General features: G+C 45.8%; 1 pseudogene. It reads right to left on the bottom strand.

Annotated elements, in window-relative coordinates:
• Positions 1 to 158: 158 nt before the first annotated feature.
• Positions 159 to 1,089, bottom strand: a pseudogene (locus tag F6K53_RS44845) (hypothetical protein); the annotation flags it as partial.

Raw genomic sequence — 1,089 nt, 5'->3', positions numbered from 1 at the left:
TAGGCAATAGGTAAAAAATTATGTGTACCTCATAGCTATGATAAAAGCTCGCTATAGTTAGTTTTTGTACACTTAAGTTACCCTCTCCACACTTGCCACACTCTTCACCCGACTCCCGACTCCCGATTCCCGACTCCCGATTCCCGACTCCCTACTGCCTACTGCCTAAAACATCGATAATTAAAACTACTATTCCAACTACTATAGTTACCTTGGGCAGGATAAGGAACCAACTCCACAATGCCCTGCTCATTGATTATCCATCCTTGGGCTTCAATGATAGGTGATTTCTTCTTCGTTATTGGTTGTGCCTGATCTGGCCTGTTATACCCTAATTTCCTTTTTCTCCAACTCCGGCTTCTTCTTCTATTGCTTAATTGTGTAGTCCCTTGATCAACCATTAGCCGCAAATCCGGTACTACGACTTGACCCCGCAATACCCCAGCTGGGTTAGCGGGGATTCCTCCTTTTCCGGTAACTAAAAAACTATTGACGCTGTTTGCTGCACAATCGGTGATGATTTGATTGCTGGTATCCACTACATCTACAGGTAGCTTGTCTAAGGCTTGGGCGGGGTTAACCTCTGGAGTATTGAGAGTAACACTGCCATCAATACCAAGTTGGGATGAAGCAGTAATCTTACTACTGCGATCGCTAAAAATTCCAATGGCCGAAATCGTGATATTTCCCCCACGGCCCAAAATGGCATTGGCACTGATTTTACTACCCTTTGATGTCACTAAAAAGTCAGTGGTGATAGTGATATTGCCACCAGTAGCAGTATCCCTGGCATTAGTCGTTATCTCACTGTTGTTCCGTAAGAAAATTAGTTTGGCATTAGAGAGGGTAATATTCCCTTGGTCTCCAGCAGAGGTTTCAGCATTGAGGAAACCATTGTCAAGTTTGATGGTATCAGCAGAGACGTCCAAGGTTCCAGCAACACCGGTACCTGTACTGCTGACCGTTACCAAGGCGCGTCCGCTAGCGCTAAATGTCTTGGTATTCAGGTTAAGGGAACCCGCTTTGCCTGTTTGGGTTGCCCGAGATGCGATCGCACTAGCTGCTCCATCTGGGTCAACGCTGTTTCGT

This window comes from Moorena sp. SIO4A1 (assembly GCF_010672065.1).
Classification (GTDB): Bacteria; Cyanobacteriota; Cyanobacteriia; order Cyanobacteriales; family Coleofasciculaceae; genus Moorena.
Note: the sequence above shows the minus strand (reverse complement) of the source record. Positions and strands in the feature narration are given on the sequence as shown.